Source organism: Pseudomonas vranovensis, from assembly GCF_040438935.1.
GTDB lineage: Bacteria > Pseudomonadota > Gammaproteobacteria > Pseudomonadales > Pseudomonadaceae > Aquipseudomonas > Aquipseudomonas vranovensis.
Genome location: NZ_CP159259.1, coordinates 5,235,200 through 5,251,889, shown reverse-complemented (window position 1 = coordinate 5,251,889; position 16,690 = coordinate 5,235,200). Strand labels below are relative to the sequence as shown.

The following is a 16,690-nucleotide window of genomic DNA, read 5'->3' as shown; positions in this document are numbered from 1 at the left end:
GCTGGATTCCTTACAGGTCAGAGGGCCCAACGCAATTGCGTCGGCAAGGGGGCTACAGGTTCAGGTTCGGGCGGTGTGCCCGGGATCGCCAGAACCCGGTTGAGAACTTCGGCTTCCAGGGCCGCCAGGCGGTGTGAGCCGCGCGCCCGTGGTCGTGGCAGGTCGACCGTCAGGTCCAGTCCGACCTCCCCGTCTTCAATCAGAATCACCCGGTCAGCAACCGCCACCGCTTCGCTGACATCATGGGTTACCAACAGCACGGTAAAGCCGTACTGGCGCCAGAGCCGTTCGATCAGTTGCTGCATCTCGATGCGGGTCAACGCATCCAGCGCTCCCAACGGCTCGTCGAGCAGCAACAGCCGAGGTTTGTGGATCAAGGCCCGGGCCAGGGCCACACGCTGCTTCTGCCCGCCCGAGAGCGCTGCCGGCCATTCGTTGGCGCGCTCGGCCAGGCCGACCGCTTCCAGGGCCTCCAGCGCCTGGGACCGCCAGTTGCCTGACAACCCCAGGCCGACGTTGTCGATCACCTTCTTCCAGGGCAACAAGCGCGCCTCCTGGAACATCAGCCGGGTGTCTTCGCGCGCCTCGCTCAGGGGGGCGGTGCCTGCCAGCAACTCGCCCCCGGAAGGCTGGTCAAGCCCGGCCAGCAATCGCAGCAACGTGCTTTTGCCGCAGCCGCTGCGGCCAACGATCGCCACGAATTGCCCGGCCGGAATGTGCAGGTCGATATCGCACAGCACCTGCCGCTGGCCGAAGGTTTTCTGCAGGTTGTTCGCCGCCAGCGGGATACCGCGCAGCAGGTGTTGAGGTGGTTCCTTGAGGATGGTCATGCGCCCTCTCCCCGGGTCGGTTGATACGCCGGGTGCCAGCGCAGCCAGACCCGCTCGAGGCCTCGGGCCGCCAGGTCGGCAAGCTTGCCCAGCACGGCATACAGGACGATGGCCAGGACCACGACGTCGGTCTGCAGGAACTCGCGGGCGTTCATGGCCAGGTAGCCGATGCCGGCGTTGGCCGAAATGGTTTCGGCAACGATCAGAGTCAACCACATAAAGCCCAGGGCGAAGCGCACCCCCACCAGGATCGACGGCAAGGCGCCGGGCAGAATCACCTGGCGAAACAGCTCGAACCCCGACAGACCATAGCTGCGTGCCATTTCCACCAGTGCCGGATCGACGTTGCGGATGCCGTGGTAGGTGTTCAGGTAGATCGGGAACAAGGTACCCAGAGCGACCAGGAAAATCTTCGCCGACTCATCGATCCCGAACCACAGGATCACCAGCGGAATCAGCGCCAGGTGCGGCACGTTGCGGATCATCTGCACCGAGCTGTCGAGCAGGCGTTCACCCCACTTCGACAGCCCGGTGATAAAGCCCAGTGCCAGGCCGATGGCACCGCCGATCAAGAACCCGACGGCGGCACGCCAGCCACTGATTGCCAAATGCGTCCAGATCTCGCCGCTGCGCACCAGCTCGACCCCGGCGCTGAGTACCGCGCTCGGTGCCGGCAGGATGCGCGTCGACAGCCAGCCAGCACTGACGGACAGTTGCCAGATCGCCAACAGCAGCAGCGGCAGCGCCCAGGGCGCCAGGCGCTGTGGCCAGGGAGTGGAGACTCGACTCATGGCCCGCCCCTCAGCGCTGTGCTGTGGATTTGGGCAGGATGTCGTTGGCCACCATCTCGCCGAAGGGGCTCACGTAGCCACCGGTTTTCGGCAACTCCGGGCGCTCCACATCCAGGTGCGGGAACAGCAGCTCGGCAACCCGGTACGACTCTTCGAGGTGTGGATAACCGGAGAAGATGAACGTATCGATGCCCAGTGCCGCGTACTCCTTGACCCGCTCCGCCACGGTCGGCCCGTCACCCACCAGCGCGGTACCGGCACCGCCACGCACCAGGCCGACACCGGCCCAGAGGTTGGGGCTGACTTCCAGGTTGTCGCGGTTGCCGCCGTGCAGCGCGGCCATGCGTTGCTGGCCCACCGAATCGAAGCGCGCCAGCGAGGCCTGGGCGCGGGCAATGGTGTCGTCGTCCAAGTGCGAGATCAGGCGCTCGGCGGCCTGCCAGGCTTCGGCATTGGTTTCGCGCACGATTACATGCAGACGAATCCCGAACCGCACCGTGCGGCCCTGCTTGGCGGCCTTGGCACGCACTTGCTCGATTTTCTCGGCCACGGCGGCCGGTGGTTCGCCCCAGGTCAGGTACAGCTCGACCTGCTCGGCTGCCAGGTCCTGCGCAGCCTCGGAGGAACCGCCGAAGTACAACGGCGGACGTGGCTGCTGAATGGGCGGGTAAAGCAACTTGGCGCCTTTGACCTGGATATGCTGGCCGTCGTAGTCGACGGTTTCGCCTTCCAGTACGCGCCGCCAGATGCGGGTGAATTCCACCGAAGCCTGGTAGCGCTCTTCGTGGCTGAGGAACAGGCCATCGCCAGAGAGTTCTTCCGGGTCGCCGCCGGTGACCAGGTTGAACAACGCACGACCACCCGAGAGCCGGTCCAGAGTCGCCGCCTGACGCGCAGCCACCGTGGGTGAGATGATGCCCGGGCGCAGAGCCACCAGGAACTTCAGGCGCTGGGTCACCGGAATCAGCGACGCAGCAACCAGCCAGGAGTCCTCGCAGGAGCGCCCGGTGGGAATCAGCACCCCGCCAAAGCCCAGGCGGTCGGCAGCCTGGGCGATCTGCTGCAGGTAGCCGTGATCGACCGCACGGGCGCCTTCGGCGGTGCCCAGGTAGTGACCGTCGCCGTGGGTGGGAAGAAACCAGAAAATATTGAGGCTCATTGGAGTTGTCTCCTAAGGGGAACGCAAACCGGGGCGGCGCCCCGGCACGGGCGAATCGTCAAGGCGCGGTGGCAACCTTGGCCGGGGGAGTCCAGATCACATCCTTGATGCTCAATGGCTTGGGAATCAGCTTGAGCGAGTGGAAGGTGTCGGCGATTTTCTGTTGGGCAATGACCACGTCCGGGGTCAGGAAGTGAGCACCGTAGCCCTGGCGCTTGACCGAGGTGAGGGTGATGTCGGCAGGCAGGCCGAGCAGCGGCGCCACCTGGTCGGTGACCTCTTGCGGATTGGCCTTGGACCACTCGCCCACGGCGCGCACTTCCTCCACCAGAGCATTGATCACCTCAGGGTGCTTCTGGGCGTAGGGCTTGGTGGCGAGGTAGAACTGGTGGTTGTCGACAATGCCTTTGCCGTCACGCAGGGTGCGTGCCTGCAGTTGCTGTTCTGCGGCGGCCTGGTACGGATCCCAAATCACCCAGGCATCGACACTGCCACGCTCGAAGGCGGCGCGGGCATCGGCGGGCGGCAGGAACACCGGCTGGATGTCGGTGTATTTGAGGCCGGCATCTTCAAGGGCGCGTACCAACAGGTAGTGAACGTTGGAACCCTTGTTCAGCGCGACCTTCTTGCCTTTGAGCTCCTTCACCGACTGGATCGACGACCCCTTGGGCACCAGGATCGCTTCGCTGTGCGGTGCCGGCGGCTCATAGGCCACGTACAGCAGATCGGCACCGGCGGCCTGGGCAAACACGGGCGGGGTTTCACCGGTAACGCCGAAGTCGATGGAGCCTACGTTCAGGCCTTCAAGCAGCTGCGGGCCGCCGGGGAACTCAGTCCATTGAACCTGTACGCCCTGGGCGGCCAGACGCTTTTCCAGCGAGCCCTTGGCCTTGAGCAGCACCAGCGTGCCGTACTTCTGATAACCGATACGCAGGCTTTCAGCTTGAGCGTGAGTGATGGCGCCGAAGGACACAGCCGCAGCAAACAGAGCGACCAGACCACGACGCAAAATGACAGTGCGCATAGCGCTCTCCTTTTGCTGTTGGGTTCAGGCTGCACCTGCTTGCCCGTTGGCGGGCGAGTAAGGTGGGAATGACAGGTTGAGTAGGGCTCAGATGCTCCAGCGAGCACTGAGCAGACGTTCGTTCAGCACCCCTGGGGCGACCGGTTTTGGCCGGCGCGCCAGGGCACTGTGAAACAGGTCCAGCGATTCGTTCAGGCGCTGCTCCAGGGCCGGGGCCAACTGCGCGGCTGCGCTGCCTTCGCCGTAGGCGATCTGGCTGTCGTCGGCGAAGATCCCTTGCAGGGTTTCTTCGGCCTTGAGTGCCGACAGAACGGGCTTGAGGGCGTAATCCACCGCCAGCATGTGGGCGATGCTGCCGCCCGTGGCGATTGGCAATACCACCTTGTGGCGCAGTGCGCGTTCAGGCATCAGGTCGAGCAGTGTTTTAAGGGCACCCGCAAAGGACGCCTTGTACACCGGCGTGGCGACGATCAGGCCGTCCGCCTGTTCGACCAGTTGCAGGAAGTGTTGCACTTTGGGGCTGTCGAAGCGGGCATGCAGCAGGTCCTCGGCCGGAAAATCCCGTACTTGGAAAGTCACCACTTCAACACCCTGCTCTTGCAGCCACTGGCGGCTGCGCTCAAGCAGCACACCGGAGCGTGAACGCAGACTGGGACTACCACCGAGAGAAACAACCAGCATTGGAGCGCTTCCTTGATCGTGTTCTAGAGGGCCGCGAGGTGAAGTTCTCGCTGGAGTGGAGTGACCTTAACAGCCGGACACATATATCTATAAATCATATTTTTTCATTTGTTTATTCGTTTTGGAACTATTAAAGCATCGCGGGGCAAACCCGCTACCACCGGCCTGGTGGGAGCGGGCTTGCCCCGCGATCAACCATAAAAAAGGGCCGTCGAAACGGCCCAAGGATCCCTGCTATTGGATTCAGCGGTTAGGCTGCGGGGTCAAGCGCAAGTACGGCTTGACCGCCCGGTAGCCCTTCGGAAAGCGTTGCTTGATTTCGTCTTCGTCCTTGAGCGACGGCACGATCACCACCTCATCACCGTCCTGCCAGTTGGCTGGCGTTGCCACCTTGTGGTTGTCGGTAAGCTGCAGCGAGTCGATCACCCTGAGGATTTCGTGGAAGTTGCGCCCCGTGCTGGCCGGGTAAGTGATGGTCAGGCGGATCTTCTTGTTCGGGTCGATCACAAACAGGGAGCGTACCGTCAGCGTGTCACTGGCGTTGGGGTGGATCAGGTCGTAGAGGTCCGAAACCTTGCGGTCGGCATCGGCCAGGATCGGGAAGTTGACCACGGTGTTCTGGGTTTCGTTGATGTCGTCGATCCAGCGGTGGTGGGAGTCCACCGGGTCCACCGACAGGGCAATGGCCTTGACGCCGCGCTCGGCAAACTGGTCCTTGAGCTTGGCGGTAAAGCCCAGCTCGGTGGTGCATACCGGAGTGAAGTCGGCCGGATGCGAAAACAGCACGCCCCAGCTATTGCCCAGCCACTCATGGAAACGGATCTTGCCGGCGCTGGATTCCTGTTCGAAGTCGGGGGCGATATCGCCGAGTCTGAGGCTCATGGTGCGGCTCCTTGGCTGGGTTCGTTATGGGTTCACTGTGCCTGCAAGCAGTAGAAATTAAAAAGAATAAATATCGATTTATTTATAACTTTAAAATCTATAAATGCGCAGACAAAAAAAAGCCTCGCACTAAGGCGAGGCTTCTCGTTTCAACCGGACTTACATGAAGCTGTAAGTGTAGTTGAAGATCAGGCGGGTCTGATCCTGGTCGGCGCTGGCTTCGCTGCTGCCGCCGCGGTACACACCGTGACGCAGGCTGGCGCCCAGGCCCTTGAGGGTACCTTCCTGGATCACGTAGTCGATACGCGCGTCGCGTTCCCACTCGCTGTAGTCGCTGCCACCGGTACGGCTACGGATGTCATCACCACGCAGGTAGGAGATCGAGGTCTTCAGACCAGGAACACCCAGGCGAGCGAAGTCGTAGGAGTACTGACCGAAGGTGGTGTTTTCACCGGCACGGGCAAACTGGTTGATCATGCTGTCGGTGAACAGGTAGAAGCTCGAACCGCCGGCACCTTCGTTGCGGCCATTGCCGTCAACCACGTTGCCCTGGTTCAGCCAGACGAAACCACCGTCATCACCGATCTGCTGGTGACCCAACAGGAAAGCATGACCACCCAGGGAGTAGGTGAACATGGCGCTCCAGGTCTTGTTGTCGACCTCGCCGGTGTTCTTGGCATAGCCACCGTTGTTGTTGAAGGCGTAGCCGGTTTCACCGTTCTTGCCATCGCTGCTGCTGTCGAAGTAGCGGATGTCGGTCTTGAACGACTGGTCTTCAGCAATCGGCAGGACGTGTACCAGGCCCAGGAAGTGCTGCTTGTAGAAGTCTTCCAGGTTCGAGTAGTAGTACTGCAGGGTCAGGTCTTTGGTGACTTTCCAGTCGCCACCGGCGAACTGGAACTTGTTGCTGTCCTGGGTAGCACCGGCAACCGACAGGCCGGTACGGTTGCTCGAAGCACGGCCCATGGCGTGGGTCAGCTGACCGGCGTTGAGGGTCAGGCTGTCGATTTCCTTGGACTGGATGGTGCCGCCTTCAAAGGTTTGTGGCAGCAGACGACCGTCGTTGGATACCAGGATCGGCAGGTTTGGCGCCAGGGCGCTCCCGAAGTGAGCTTCAGTCTTGGAGAAGCGCGCTTTGGCGTTGGCACCGAAACGGGCCCACTGGCTCTCGGCCGAACCATCGGAGTCGCTTGGGAAGAAACTGCTGTTGTCTGGGTGGTGGCCACGGCCGCCGTCCAGGTGAATACCCCACAGGGCTTGTGCATCAACACCAAAACCAACGGTACCCTCGGTGAAACCCGAGATGTAGTCGACTTTGAAACCCTGACCCGATTCACGGTTGTCAGCGCCACCATCACGGTTGTCGTTGTTGAAGTACATGGTGCGGGAGCTGAGCGACAGCTTGCTGTCTTCAACGAAACCGGCGGCACCTGCCTGCTGGGCCAGAACCCCTACGGCCACGGCAATTGCCAAGGTCGACTTGTACATGTTTTGCTCCTCTCGTTTCTAATTCTTGTGGTTCGCTTACGGCAGGATCTGAAGCCCTGCTCGTTGTCGATTGGCGATTAGCACCAAAGCGTGACCGTCAAGTCAATCGTAACTATTCATTTCGCTACTTTGGTCTAATACGCCAGCCCTTGGGGTCAAGGATAATAACAATCCTATAAATCCAAAAAGCCTTATTTCAGAATTTTTCAGACTAATCTGGAATATGTTCCGAATTTTTCTCAGCCAGCTGTATCGACGTCCTGTTTAATTCCTTAAGGTTATAAGCTCTAATTTTTTAGATCTAATCTCCTGGGCACCTTCCTTCGGCCCCCAACAACCTTAAATCAAATGCTTCCTAAGCTAATGCTAAAAAGTTATTTATTTTAGCTTTCTTAGATCATTTAGCCTTTCTTCTCTCGCACCTCCACCGCCTGAGAAGGAGTTCACCATGACCCCGCACGCCCCACTGCGCCTGTTTGCCGCCCTGACCCTGGCTGGCGCCAGCTGGTTGGCCCAGGCGGCCGATCTGACCGTGGCCTACCAGACGACCGTTGATCCGGCCAAGGTCGCCCAGGTCAACGGCGACTACGAAAAAGCCAGCAAGGCCAGCATCGACTGGCGCAAATTCGACAGCGGCGCTGATGTGATCACCGCCGTGGCTTCCGGCGACGTGCAGATCGGTTATCTCGGCTCCAGCCCGCTGGCTGCCGCTGCCACCCGCAAGCTGCCGGTGGAAACGTTCCTGATCGCCACGCAGATCGGCGCTGCCGAAGCCCTGGTAGCTCGTGACGGCGCCAACATCAACTCGCCTCAGGACCTGATCGGCAAGAAGATCGCCGTACCGTTCGTGTCGACCGGCCATTACAGCCTGCTGGCCGCACTCAAGCAGTGGGACATCGACCCGGCCAAGGTGCAGATCCTCAACCTGGCGCCACCGGCGATCATCGCCGCCTGGAAGCGCGGCGACATTGATGCCACCTATGTATGGGACCCCGCCCTGGGTGTGGCCAAGGAGACCGGCAAGGTGTTGATCACTTCCGGCGAGCTGGCCAAGAAAGGGGCACCGACCTTTGACGCCTGGATCGTGCGCAAGGACTTCGCGGCCAAGCACCCTGACATCGTCAAGGCCTTCGCCACCGTGACCCTTGATGCCTACGCCGACTACCGCAAGGACCCGCAAGCCTGGCTGGCCAACTCGAGCAACGTCGACAAGCTGGTCAAGCTGTCCGGCGCCAAGCCCGCCGACATCCCGGGCCTGCTGCAGGGCAACGTGTTCCCGCTGGCCGCCGACCAGGTCGCCGCACTGGGCGCACCGACAACCCAGGCGATTACCGACACCGCGACCTTCCTCAAGGCGCAGGGCAAGGTTGAAGCCGTGCTGCCGGATTACTCGCCCTATGTCAGCGCCCAGTTCATCCCCCATTGATCGGAGCTTGTCATGGCATTGCTTGAGCTGGAGCGCATCAGCGCACAGTACCCCGGCGCAGCCGTACCGGTGCTGACCGACATCACCCTCAGCCTGGGCCCGGAGCAATTGCTGGTGGCCCTGGGTCCCTCCGGCAGCGGCAAGACGTCGCTGCTCAATTTGATCGCAGGGTTCGTCGCGCCCAGCGCCGGCCGTATCACCCTGGACGGTGTGCCGGTGCAAGGCCCCAGTGCCGAACGGGGCGTGGTCTTCCAGGACGACGCCCTGCTGCCGTGGCAGGACGTGCTGGCCAACGTCGCCTTCGGCCTGGAGCTGGCCGGGGTGCCGCGCGCCGAGCGTGAACGCAAGGCCCGGGAGATGCTGGCACTGGTCGACCTGAGCGACTTCGGCAAGCGGCGGGTCTGGCAGCTTTCCGGTGGGCAGAAGCAACGCGTAGGCCTGGCTCGCGCCCTGGCTGCCGACCCACGGGTGCTGTTGATGGACGAGCCGTTCGGCGCACTGGATGCCTTTACCCGTGAACAGATGCAAGAGCTGCTGTTGCAGGTCTGGCAACGCACGGCCAAGCCGGTGTTCCTGATTACCCACGACATTGAAGAAGCCGTGTTTCTCGCCACCGACCTGATTCTACTGGCGCCCGATCCCGGGCAAATCGTCGAACGTCTGCATCTGGATTTCGGCCAGCGGTACGCCGCCGGCGAATCGGCGCGGGCAATCAAGTCCGATCCACGCTTTATCGAAACCCGCGAGCATGTCCTGGCCCGGGTGTTTTCCCAACGCAGCGCCACCGTGCGCCAGGAGATCGCATGAGCAGCCTGAATGTGGTCGCAGCCAAACACAGCGCCCCAGCGCACGCGCCCACCCCGCTACGTCGCCCTTTGAGCACTCGCTTGATCAGCGGTCTGACCCTGGCCACCCTGCTACTGGTGTGGTGGGCGGTGACTGCAGCCGAATGGATCGAGCCGCTGTTCCTGCCATCTCCTGGTGCGGTGCTGGCCAAGGCCTGGTTGCTGCTGACCCAGGGCTACATGGAGTCCACGCTCTGGCAACATCTGGGCGCGAGCCTGGGGCGCATCGGACTGGCCTTGGGCGCGGCAATAGTCACCGCGATCCCGATTGGCATCGCCATCGGCCACAACCGTATTGCCCGCGGTATCCTCGACCCGCTGATCGAGTTCTACCGCCCGATTCCACCCCTGGCCTACCTGCCCTTGATCGTAATCTGGTGCGGTATCGGCGAGCTGTCGAAAGTGCTGCTGATCTACCTCGCGATCTTTGCCCCCATCGCCATTGCCACCGCCACCGGTGTACGCACCGTCGACCCGAGCAAGCTACGGGCAGCACAGTCGCTGGGCGCCACGCGGGCCCAACTGATTCGCCATGTGATCCTGCCCAGCGCCTTGCCCGACATCCTCACCGGTGTGCGCATCGGTCTGGGCGTGGGCTGGTCGACCCTGGTCGCCGCCGAGTTGATCGCCGCCACCAGCGGCCTGGGTTTCATGGTCCAGTCGGCCGCGCAGTTCCTGGTGACCGATGTGGTGGTGCTCGGCATCCTGGTGATCGCGCTGATCGCCTTTGCCCTGGAAATGAGCCTGCGTGCCCTGCAACGCAAACTAGTGCCCTGGCATGGCCAGAGTCATTGAAGACGTATCGAGAACCGACATGAGCCTGACCATTACCCCGCTCAGCCCTGCCCTCGGCGCCCAGATCAGCGGTATCGACCTGAGCCACCCGATCAGCCACGAAACACGTGACGCCATCGAACACGCCCTGCTCACTCATCAGGTGCTGTTCTTTCGCGACCAGCCGATCAACCCACGCCAGCAAGCTGAATTTGCCGCGCGCTTTGGCGACCTGCACATTCATCCGATCTACCCCAACGTGCCGGAAACCCCGCAGGTGCTGGTGCTCGACACAGCGGTTACTGACGTGCGCGACAACGCCGTGTGGCACACCGACGTGACCTTCCTGCCAACCCCGGCACTGGGTGCCGTGCTCAGTGCCAAGCAACTGCCGGCTTACGGTGGCGACACTTTGTGGGCCAGTGGCATCGCAGCGTTCGAGGCCTTGTCGGCGCCGCTGCAACAATTGCTCGACGGGTTGACGGCAACGCACGACTTCACCAAGTCCTTTCCGCTTGAACGCTTCGGCAATACACCCGAAGACCTGGCGCGCTGGAAGGCGACGCGGCGCAATAACCCACCGCTGTCGCACCCGGTAGTTCGCACCCACCCGGTCAGCGGCCGCAAGTCGCTGTTCGTCAATGAAGGCTTCACCACGCGGATCAATGAGCTCAGCGAGACGGAAAGCGAGGCGATTCTCAAGCTGCTGTTCGCCCACGCCACCCGCCCGGAGTTCACCATCCGCTGGCGCTGGCAGGAGAGCGACGTGGCGTTCTGGGACAACCGCGTGACGCAGCATTTCGCGGTGGATGACTATCGGCCGCAGCGGCGGGTGATGCACCGGGCGACAATTCTTGGGGATGCGCCGTTCTGACGCGATCGCGGGGCAAGCCTGCTCCAGCAGGAGCGGGCTTGCCCCGCGATGGCTTGCTAACGAACCAAATGCAAAAACTGCATATGCCGCTCGTACTGATCAAGGATGTCGTTGATGATCTGCTCCTTGCTGTAGCCAACCAGGTCATAGTCCTGGCTGCCTTCGCTCAGGTGAACTTCAGCACGATAGTAACGACGGTTCTTCAACTCCTGGGTACCCAACCCGCCCAAGGCGAATGACGGGGTGAAATACCCGCGCATCTGCACCTGGTAAATGAACGGCTGCTCTTCACCGTGGCCGATCTTGAGGCTGACGTTGTCGTGGCTCGGGTCCTCCTGGGTGATGACGTTCAGGCCTTTCTCGACAAACACCTCGGTTACCTCGGCAATCGCCGGGCGCACCACGTCGTCCATGAAGCGGTACACCTCATCGCGCGACGGAAAATGCACGGCCTGGCTCAAGCGCTGACGCCAGCCACCGCGTCCGCGGCGCGAATTGGCGAAAGGTGCCAGGGAATGCATCTGCGCAATCTGGCGTTGCGACTCCAGGTAGAACGCCTTGTGCAGGCCCCACATCATGGCCAGCAGGATCACCGAGAACGGCAGCGAGGTCAGTACCACCGCCGACTTCAACGAATCGATGCTGCCGGCGAACAACAGGCCGATGGTCACCAGCGCCGTCATCGCGCCCCAGAACACCCGCAACCAGTTGGGGCCGTCTTCATCGGCATTGCCGCCACGGGCGGACAGGGTCGACAGCACCACAGTGCCGGAGTCGGCGGAGGTGACGAAGAACACAAAACTGATGAACACGGTGACGCCGATCACCGCCTTGCTCCAGGGGTAGGTTTCCAGCAGCAGGTAGAGGGTCATTGACGGGTTGTCGATCGCCGACTGTCCCAGTGCGGTCATGCCGTGATCGAGCACCTGGGACATGGCGCTGTTGCCGAAGATCGACATCCACGCCAGGGTGAAGCCCAACGGAATCAGCAGCACGCCAAAGACGAATTCACGGATGGTCCGGCCACGGGAGATCCGCGCGATGAACAGGCCTACAAACGGCGCCCAGGCAATCCACCAGGCCCAGTAGAACACGGTCCAGCCGCCCAGCCAGTCGCTGGCCTCGTTGTAGGCATAGACATCAAAGCTCTTGCGCGGCAGCGCCCCCAGGTAGTCACCCAGGTTCTGGATCAGGGTATTGAACAGATGCTGCGTGGGCCCGGCAAACAGCACGAACAGCAACAGCGCACAGGCCAGGAACATGTTGATGTCGGACATCACCCGCACGCCCTTCTCGACTCCCGCCACGGCAACCGCCACCGCAGCACCCATCATCAGGGTAATCAGCGCCACTTGTACCCATTGGGTATGCGGGATGCCGAAGAGGTAGTCCAGGCCAGAGTTCAGGTGCAGCACACCAAAGCCCATGTCGGCGCCCAGGCCGAACACCGTGGCAATGATCCCGAAGCCATCCACCGCATAACCGATCGGCCCGTTGATGCGTTTCCCGATCAGCGGGTAAAGCGCAGAACGCAGGGCCAGAGGCAGGTTGTGACGGTAGGCAAAGTACGCCAGGGCCATGCCGACGAAGGCAAACACGCCCCAGCCATGCAGGCCCCAGTGCAGGAACAACAACTGCATCGCCTGACGCCCGGCCTCGGCAGTGCCCGCCTCGCCCTGGGGCGGATGGAGCATATGGGTCAGGGGTTCGGAGACACAGAAGAAGAACAAGGTGATGCTGATACCGGCGGCGAACAGCATGCCGGCCCAGGACAGGTAGCTGAACTCGGGCTCGTCGTGGTCGGCACCGAGCTTGATCTTGCCGTAGCCGGACAAGGCGGTGACCACCACGAAGACCAGGTACAGCGTCATTGCCAGCATGTAATACCAGCCGACCGTGTTGGCCGCCCAGTTCTGCGCCGCCAGCAACCACTCACCCGCTGCTTGCGGGTTGCTGATGACCACCAGTCCGAAAATGAGGATAAAGCTCGCCGCGAAATAGAAAACCGGCGGATTCATGCGGATCTTGCCGCTGGGTAGGGAACTCGGTGCACTCATCTAACGCGCACCTCGAAATGAGGGAAAAGGCTTGGATTGAACGGGTTCAGCAAAGGGTTTCCTCCTGTTGAACGCCGGCAGCGGACCACCGTTTTAACTTGAACAAGCGTTCAAGTTAAACATGGATGGGGTCCGCAATGCGACCCGATGCCGCAAGCCAAGCCTGGTTTGCGCTACTTCTGGGTCCCGTCATCGTGCTGCAGATTGGCCTGGGTCAGGTTGCTGCCCGGCGCCACACTGCGGGTCAGCCAGACGTTGCCGCCGATGGTCGAACCCTTGCCGATGGTGATACGTCCCAGAATAGTGGCGCCGGCGTAAATCACCACGTCGTCCTCTACGATCGGGTGACGCGGGTGCCCCTTTTGCAACTGGCCGTCTTCGTCAGCCGGGAAGCGCTTGGCGCCCAGGGTAACGGCCTGGTAGATGCGCACACGCTCACCGATGATTGCCGTCTCGCCGATCACTACGCCAGTGCCGTGGTCGATGAAGAAACTCTGACCGATCTGCGCACCCGGGTGGATGTCGATACCGGTGGCCGAATGCGCCAGCTCCGAACTGATCCGCGCGAGCAACGGCAGGCCAGCGCGGTACAGGTGATGGGCCAGACGGTGATGGATGACCGCAAGAATTCCCGGGTAGCACAGCAACACTTCATCGACGCTGCGCGCCGCCGGGTCGCCGTGGAAGGCAGCCAGTACATCGGTATCGAGGATGCTGCGCAGGCCCGGCAATGCCGCAGCAAAGCCCTGGATAACGCTCAGGGCCTTGGCGTCGACATCCGCCATGTTGCACTTGCCGTGGCGAGCCACGTAGCGAAGCTCGAGGCGGGCCTGGGCGAGCAAGGCAGTCAGGGCCGAATCGAGGGTGTGCCCGACATAGAAGTCTTCACTTTCCTCGCGCAAGTCCACGGGCCCCAGGCGCATCGGGAACAGCGCCCCGCACAGTTGCTCGAGGATGTGCCGCATGGCTTCACGCGAAGGCAGCTCGCGGCCGCCCTGTTCGCCACTGCTACGACCATTGCTGCTGCGCCATTTGTCCCGGGCAGTACGCAAGCCGGCGACGATGCCCTGCAATTGCCAATGCCCTGTTTGCGCGTTTTCGCTCACGGTTACGTCTCCTGCCACGGCGGCGGTTATTGGAAGGGAAGGCCGCCTGATAGGCGGTCACTTTACGGCAAATCACCAGGCGGGAAAAAATAACCCTTTATTCCAGATCGCGATAACGCCGGCATAAGCCCTGGAGTTGCCCCTGAGCTTGGCGCTGCCTATAGTCGAATTTTCCCACGCAGATGTGTTGCCATGATCGAACGACAGCTCGAACGCTTCAATCGTCTGGACCTGCTAGGCGCACCCACCGCACTGGAAAAGCTGGATCGCCTTTCGGCCTGGCTGGGCCGCGAAATCTACGTCAAGCGCGACGATTGCACGCCGCTCGCCCTCGGCGGCAACAAGCTGCGCAAGCTCGAATACCTGGCCGCCGACGCCTTGAGCAAGGGTGCCGACACCCTGGTGACCGCCGGTGCAATCCAGTCCAATCATGTGCGCCAGACGGCCGCCTTGGCTGCGCGCCTGGGCCTGGGTTGTGTGGCGCTACTGGAAAACCCCATCGGCACCGATTCGCTCAATTACCAGCAAAACGGCAACCGCCTGCTGCTCGACCTGTTCGATGCCAAGGTCGAGTTGGTCGACAACCTGGACAATGCCGATGATCAACTCCAGGCCCTTGCCATACGGCTGCACGCCAGCGGTCGCAAACCTTACGTGGTGCCTATTGGTGGCTCCAACGCTCTCGGTGCGCTGGGTTATGTGCGTGCAGGCCTTGAACTGGCGACCCAGATCGACCACACCGGCAAGCAATTTGCCGGCGTGGTCCTGGCCTCCGGCAGCGCCGGCACCCATAGCGGCCTCGGCCTGGCCCTGGCATCGGTCATGCCACAACTGCCGGTGATTGGGGTGACCGTATCGCGCAGTGATGAAGACCAGCGGCCCAAGGTCCAGGGCCTGGCCGAACGCACGGCCGAACTGCTCGGTGTGCAGGTACCCGGCAGCTTTCACGTTGAACTCTGGGACGAGTATTTCGCCCCCCGCTACGGCGAGCCGAATGCCGGCACCCTGGCCGCCATACGCCTGCTGGCAAGCCACGAAGGCCTGCTGCTGGATCCGGTGTACACCGGCAAGGCCATGGCCGGCTTGCTCGATGGCATCGCTCGCCAGCGTTTCGATGATGGTCCGCTGATTTTCCTGCATACCGGTGGGGCTCCGGCATTATTCGCCTACCCTGAGGTCTGGAACAGCTGAATGGCTTATCTGAAAGCGATATAAGAAAATAAATTTATATTATTTTTAAGCCTATAGCGCTTCACCCTATTGTCGTCACCCACTACACAACAACATTGGGGCTTCGTCATGACAGTAATCGGTAAACAGATTTTCAATGCAGGTGTTGCCCTGCTGCTGGGCGCCAGCCTGCTTGGCCAGGCCGTTGCCGGCGAGCAATTGAAGACCATCAAAGACAAAGGGGTGATCAGCGTAGGCCTCGAAGGCACCTACCCACCCTTCAGCTTCGTCGATGAAAGCGGCAAGCTGGCCGGCTTCGAGGTGGAGCTCTCCGAAGCCCTGGCCAAGGAGCTGGGGGTCAAGGCCAAGCTGCAGCCGACCAAATGGGACGGCATCCTCGCCGCCCTTGAGTCCAAGCGCCTGGACGTGGTGGTCAACCAAGTGACCATCTCTGATGAGCGCAAGAAAAAGTACGACTTCTCCGAGCCCTATACCGTTTCCGGTATCCAGGCGCTGACCCTGAAAAAGAACGAAGGCACGATCAAATCTGCCGCCGACCTGGCCGGCAAGAAGGTCGGTGTGGGCCTGGGTACCAACTACGAGCAGTGGGTGAAATCGGCGGTACCGAAGGCGGAGGTGCGCACCTATGACGATGACCCGAGCAAGTTCCAGGACCTGCGCGTGGGCCGAATCGACGCCATCCTCATCGACCGCCTGGCCGCGCTGGAATACGCGAAGAAAGCCCAGGACACCGCCGTGGCAGGTGACGCCTTCTCGCGCCTGGAATCCGGTATCGCCCTGCGCAAGGGTGAGCCCGAATTGCTCGATGCTATCAACAAGGCGCTGGACAAGCTGCGCGCCGATGGCACCCTGGCCAAGCTCTCCGAGAAGTACTTTGGCGCCGACGTGACTAAATGATCGAAGACAGCCTGCAGCTTGCTCTCGACAGCGCGCCCTTTCTGCTCAAGGGCGCTTACTACACGGTAATCCTCAGCCTGGGCGGGATGTTCTTCGGCCTGCTGCTGGGTTTTGGCCTGGCGCTGATGCGCTTGTCGTCGTTCAAGCTGCTGAGCTGGACGGCGCGGGTCTATGTGTCGTTCTTTCGCGGCACACCGCTGCTGGTGCAGTTGTTCATGATCTACTACGGTCTGCCGCAGCTGGGGCTTGAGCTGGACCCGTTGCCGGCAGCGCTGATCGGCTTCTCGCTGAACATGGCCGCCTACGCCTGTGAAATCCTGCGTGCTGCCATCGGCTCCATCGATCGCGGCCAATGGGAGGCCGCCGCCAGTATCGGCATGACCCGTGGCCAGGCAATGCGCCGGGCGATCCTGCCCCAGGCGGCGCGTACCGCCTTGCCACCGCTTGGCAACAGCTTCATTTCGCTGGTCAAGGACACTGCCCTGGCGGCCACCATCCAGGTGCCGGAACTGTTTCGCCAGGCGCAGCTGATCACCGCCCGTACCTTTGAAATCTTCACCATGTACCTTGCCGCCGCCCTGATCTACTGGGTGCTGGCCAGCGTTCTCGCACACTTTCAGAACCGTCTGGAAGCGCGGGTCAACCGGCACGACCAGGAGTCCTGA

Annotated in this window: 16 protein-coding genes; 7 read left to right on the top strand and 9 right to left on the bottom strand. The window is 61.9% G+C overall.

Translation table 11 applies throughout. The features are described from left to right. Nucleotides 1–17 precede the first annotated feature (17 nt). The 7 genes from ssuB to ABVN19_RS24225 all read right to left on the bottom strand — a co-directional run bounded on the left by ssuB (nucleotide 18) and on the right by ABVN19_RS24225 (nucleotide 6,855). Nucleotides 18–830 (bottom strand): aliphatic sulfonates ABC transporter ATP-binding protein, encoded by an 813-nt coding sequence (gene ssuB, locus ABVN19_RS24255; RefSeq protein ID WP_105641412.1) that lies wholly within the window; start codon nucleotides 828–830, stop codon nucleotides 18–20. Next, the gene (gene ssuC, locus ABVN19_RS24250; RefSeq protein ID WP_028942318.1) at nucleotides 827–1,621 is read right to left on the bottom strand and encodes an aliphatic sulfonate ABC transporter permease SsuC; all 795 of its coding nucleotides are present in this window, start codon (nucleotides 1,619–1,621) and stop codon (nucleotides 827–829) included. Before ssuC ends, ssuB begins: the two co-directional genes overlap by 4 nt. Before the next feature lie 10 nt (nucleotides 1,622–1,631). Beyond that, nucleotides 1,632–2,780, bottom strand: a complete 1,149-nt coding sequence (gene ssuD, locus ABVN19_RS24245; RefSeq protein ID WP_028942319.1) for an FMNH2-dependent alkanesulfonate monooxygenase — start codon at nucleotides 2,778–2,780, stop codon at nucleotides 1,632–1,634. 58 nt (nucleotides 2,781–2,838) lie between these two features. Next, a complete protein-coding gene (locus ABVN19_RS24240) occupies nucleotides 2,839–3,804 on the bottom strand; it encodes a sulfonate ABC transporter substrate-binding protein (RefSeq protein ID WP_028942320.1) in 966 nt (321 codons plus the stop codon). Nucleotides 3,805–3,891: 87 nt separating this feature from the next. After that, entirely contained in the window at nucleotides 3,892–4,485 is a 594-nt protein-coding gene (gene ssuE, locus ABVN19_RS24235) for an NADPH-dependent FMN reductase (protein WP_105641411.1), read from the bottom strand. Between the two features lie 243 nt (nucleotides 4,486–4,728). After that, nucleotides 4,729–5,367 (bottom strand): peroxiredoxin, encoded by a 639-nt coding sequence (locus tag ABVN19_RS24230; protein ID WP_028942322.1) that lies wholly within the window; start codon nucleotides 5,365–5,367, stop codon nucleotides 4,729–4,731. A gap of 159 nt (nucleotides 5,368–5,526) precedes the next feature. Then, on the bottom strand, nucleotides 5,527–6,855 hold the full coding sequence (locus tag ABVN19_RS24225; RefSeq protein ID WP_028942323.1) for an OprD family porin: 1,329 nt from the start codon (nucleotides 6,853–6,855) through the stop codon (nucleotides 5,527–5,529). A 448-nt stretch (nucleotides 6,856–7,303) separates the two neighbouring features. Here ABVN19_RS24225 and tauA point away from each other — a divergent pair, with 448 nt between their 5' ends. Genes tauA through tauD form a run of 4 tightly spaced genes read left to right on the top strand, consistent with a single transcriptional unit; the run spans nucleotide 7,304 to nucleotide 10,774 of the window. Continuing rightward, a complete protein-coding gene (gene tauA / locus ABVN19_RS24220) occupies nucleotides 7,304–8,281 on the top strand; it encodes a taurine ABC transporter substrate-binding protein (RefSeq protein ID WP_028942324.1) in 978 nt (325 codons plus the stop codon). Between the two features lie 12 nt (nucleotides 8,282–8,293). Then, entirely contained in the window at nucleotides 8,294–9,088 is a 795-nt protein-coding gene (gene tauB, locus ABVN19_RS24215) for a taurine ABC transporter ATP-binding subunit (protein WP_105641410.1), read from the top strand. Then, a complete protein-coding gene (gene tauC, locus ABVN19_RS24210) occupies nucleotides 9,085–9,921 on the top strand; it encodes a taurine ABC transporter permease TauC (protein WP_028942326.1) in 837 nt (278 codons plus the stop codon). The genes tauB and tauC overlap by 4 nt, the downstream gene beginning before the upstream one ends. A gap of 19 nt (nucleotides 9,922–9,940) precedes the next feature. Beyond that, nucleotides 9,941–10,774 (top strand): taurine dioxygenase, encoded by an 834-nt coding sequence (gene tauD, locus ABVN19_RS24205; RefSeq protein ID WP_028942327.1) that lies wholly within the window; start codon nucleotides 9,941–9,943, stop codon nucleotides 10,772–10,774. Nucleotides 10,775–10,830: 56 nt separating this feature from the next. On the opposite strand, the gene betT is transcribed toward tauD, so the two are convergent. Beyond that, complete coding sequence (gene betT / locus ABVN19_RS24200; RefSeq protein ID WP_177431038.1) at nucleotides 10,831–12,792, bottom strand: choline transporter BetT; 1,962 nt, start codon at nucleotides 12,790–12,792, stop codon at nucleotides 10,831–10,833. A 212-nt stretch (nucleotides 12,793–13,004) separates the two neighbouring features. Further along, nucleotides 13,005–13,937 carry a serine O-acetyltransferase EpsC gene (gene epsC, locus ABVN19_RS24195; RefSeq protein WP_028942329.1) on the bottom strand — a complete coding sequence of 311 codons (933 nt, stop codon included), beginning with the start codon at nucleotides 13,935–13,937 and terminating at the stop codon, nucleotides 13,005–13,007. Between the two features lie 192 nt (nucleotides 13,938–14,129). On the opposite strand from epsC, the gene ABVN19_RS24190 reads away from it, so the two are divergent. From ABVN19_RS24190 to tcyL, 3 genes are all read left to right on the top strand, one after another. Beyond that, nucleotides 14,130–15,128, top strand: coding sequence for a D-cysteine desulfhydrase (locus tag ABVN19_RS24190; RefSeq protein ID WP_028942330.1), 999 nt, complete (start codon nucleotides 14,130–14,132; stop codon nucleotides 15,126–15,128). 108 nt (nucleotides 15,129–15,236) lie between these two features. Then, on the top strand, nucleotides 15,237–16,025 hold the full coding sequence (tcyJ, locus tag ABVN19_RS24185) for a cystine ABC transporter substrate-binding protein (protein ID WP_028942331.1): 789 nt from the start codon (nucleotides 15,237–15,239) through the stop codon (nucleotides 16,023–16,025). Further along, nucleotides 16,025–16,690 (top strand): cystine ABC transporter permease, encoded by a 666-nt coding sequence (gene tcyL / locus ABVN19_RS24180; RefSeq protein ID WP_028942332.1) that lies wholly within the window; start codon nucleotides 16,025–16,027, stop codon nucleotides 16,688–16,690. Before tcyJ ends, tcyL begins: the two co-directional genes overlap by 1 nt.